The sequence below is a fragment of the Mycobacterium sp. TH-M106 genome (assembly GCF_057473765.1).
Window position 1 is genome coordinate 1 of sequence record NZ_JBYCLE010000336.1, and the last position, 2,321, is coordinate 2,321.

Annotated in this window: 3 protein-coding genes and 1 pseudogene; 2 read left to right on the forward strand and 2 right to left on the reverse strand. The window is 66.0% G+C overall.

From position 1 onward, the window contains the following. Window positions 1-278, forward strand: a 278-nt coding sequence (locus tag AC2VOP_RS11560; protein ID WP_486961093.1) for an NAD-dependent epimerase/dehydratase family protein, incomplete at its 5' end; no start/stop codon positions are given. Between the two features lie 73 nt (window positions 279-351). Here the strand turns inward: AC2VOP_RS11560 and AC2VOP_RS11565 are convergent. Then, window positions 352-585, reverse strand: coding sequence for a hypothetical protein (locus tag AC2VOP_RS11565; RefSeq protein WP_486961094.1), 234 nt, complete (start codon window positions 583-585; stop codon window positions 352-354). 151 nt (window positions 586-736) lie between these two features. Between AC2VOP_RS11565 and tnpC the strand changes: the two genes are divergently transcribed. Further along, window positions 737-2,140 (forward strand): IS66 family transposase, encoded by a 1,404-nt coding sequence (tnpC, locus tag AC2VOP_RS11570; protein ID WP_486961095.1) that lies wholly within the window; start codon window positions 737-739, stop codon window positions 2,138-2,140. A gap of 18 nt (window positions 2,141-2,158) precedes the next feature. Here tnpC and AC2VOP_RS11575 read toward each other — a convergent pair. Then, window positions 2,159-2,321 (reverse strand): annotated as a pseudogene (locus tag AC2VOP_RS11575) (Clp protease N-terminal domain-containing protein); the annotation flags it as partial.

Below are 2,321 nucleotides of genomic sequence, written 5' to 3' on the forward strand. Positions count from 1 at the left end.
TCGCCGCGATGGAACAACCCGCGACCCGAGCGCGCTGTCTCGACATCGGGTCCGGTACCCCGTCCACCATCCATGAGCTGGCCGACAAGATCGCCACGCTCTGCGATGCCCCCGAACCGAAAGTCGTGGGAAAATTCCGCGACGGCGACGTACGCGCCGCGAGATGCGACATCGAGCCGGCAACCAAGGAACTCGACTGGCGCCCCACATGGGCGCTCGAGGACGGCATGCGCGCCCTGCTCGACTGGATCGGCGAGCAAGCCCAATCCCCGCTCTAGCCAAGCGATCACACGCATGGGGCTGCCACCCGCACGTGAAATCGGTGGTTGGGCCCTAGCTGCGCAGCCGCCGCTACTTTTGCTTCACCGGAAGACTCGCCGGGACTTCCCGAGATCCCCTCGCGCGGTGGATCACCGTGATCGAGTCGTACGCTTCGACCTTGTCGATCAGCGTCGTCGCAAGGGGAACTCGGTGTTCACGCACGCGGGCCGGTTGGCCCACCTGGAAGCGCAGTCCGCTGGTCGCCGAGAAATAGTGGGCGTGCATCGAGTCGATGAGCCATTTCGTCAGGTCGGTGAATGACATCGGATCGTCTCGGAACTTGGGCCAGTAGTTGGCGTGGATGTAACTGGTCAGGTGCCGGCGGTGGCGGTGTTGCCGTTGTGGCTTGTGATGTTTTTGTGACTTGATGGGCGTGTCGTGTTGATTCGGGTCGCATCCTGCGAATCATGATGGGGTGTCTGATGGTCGGCGTCCGTCCTACGAGGAGCTTGCTGCGGAGAACGCGGCGCTGCGGGTGGTGATCGAGGAGTTGCGGGCCGAGATCGCCGATCTGAAACGTCAACTCGGGCAAAACTCGCAGAACTCGTCGAAGCCGCCGTCAACGGATTCGCCGTTCACCAAGCCGGCGCCGAGGTCATTGCGTCGCCGCAGTGGCCGCAAGCCGGGTGGCCAGCCAGGGCATCCGGGATCAACACTGACGTTGGTCGATGACCCCAACGAGACGCTACGCCACGAGCCCGGCCCCTGCGGGGGGTGCGGCGCGGACCTGGCCAGCGCCCCGGAGGTGGGTGTGCAGCGCCGCCAGGTGTTCGACCTGCCCCCGATGACGGTGCGAGTCACCGAGCATCGGCTCATCGCGCGGCGCTGCGATTGCGGTGTCACCACTTGCGGCGCCGCCTCGGCTGGTGTGACCGCACCCGTGCAGTACGGGCCCCGGATCACCGGGATCGTGCTGTATCTGTATGTGGGGCAGTTCCTGTCGAAGAAACGCACCGCCGAGGCGCTGGCCGAGCTGTTTTGCACCCCGATGTCGCATGCCACCGTGTCGGCGATGGCCGAACGCGCCGCCGATGGGCTCGACGGCTTCTGCGGCGCTGTCAAAGCGCGGATCGCTGACGCGCAGGTGGCCGGGTTCGATGAGACCGGGCTGCGGGTGGCCGGCAAGCTGACCTGGGTGCACTGCGCCCGCACCGATACCGACACCTTGATCACGTGTCACCCCAAACGCGGCCGCGAAGGAATCAACGACGCCGGTGCGCTGACCGGCTTCCACGGTGTTGCCGTGCATGACGCATGGGCGCCCTATGACACCTACACCGATGCCGCCCATCAGCTGTGCTGTGCTCACGCGCTGCGAGAGTTGCAGGCTGTGGCCGACACCGTGGCGCCGGACACCGACGGGTGCTGGGCCGAGCAGACCGCCGACGCGCTCGTCGCGATGCAGCGCCTGGTCACCGAAGCCCTCGCCGCCGGCCTCGACACCCTCGATGAGGATGCGCTGACCCGACAAGTGCATCGTTACCGCTGCAGCACCCAGACCGGACTCAGCCAGACCGCCGCCCGCTCGGACAAGCTGATGAAGAAACACAATGCGCTCGCCCGCAGGCTCATCGACCGACAAGACGACTACCTGCGATTCACCACCGACTGGCGAATACCTCCGGACAACAACGGATCCGAACGCGACATCCGGATGATCAAAGTCCGCCAGAAGGTGTCCGGCTGCCTACGCACCCTCACCGGCGCCAAACAGTTCTGCGCCATCCGAAGCTACCTATCCACCACAGCCAAACACGGTAGGAAATCCTTCGACGCCCTCGTCATGCTCGCAGAGGGCCAACCCTGGCTGCCCGCATAACCTGACCAGTTACTCGGTGTCGACGTGCTGGCGGTGCAGCAGCATCGTCGCGAGTGTGTCCGGATCACCGAGCAGGCCGGCGAGCAGGTGGCCGGGGGTGATCTCGGCGGCGCCTGCGCCGTGGGCGTCGTTCTGCGCGGCGACGACGGCGCTGCGGGCCCGCGGCGTGAAGCGCCCGAAG

Excerpts from the sequence above, each read along its gene's own strand:
- AC2VOP_RS11565 (WP_486961094.1), bottom strand. The coding sequence starts at position 585 with ATGTCATTCACCGACCTGACGAAATGGCTCATCGACTCGATGCACGCC.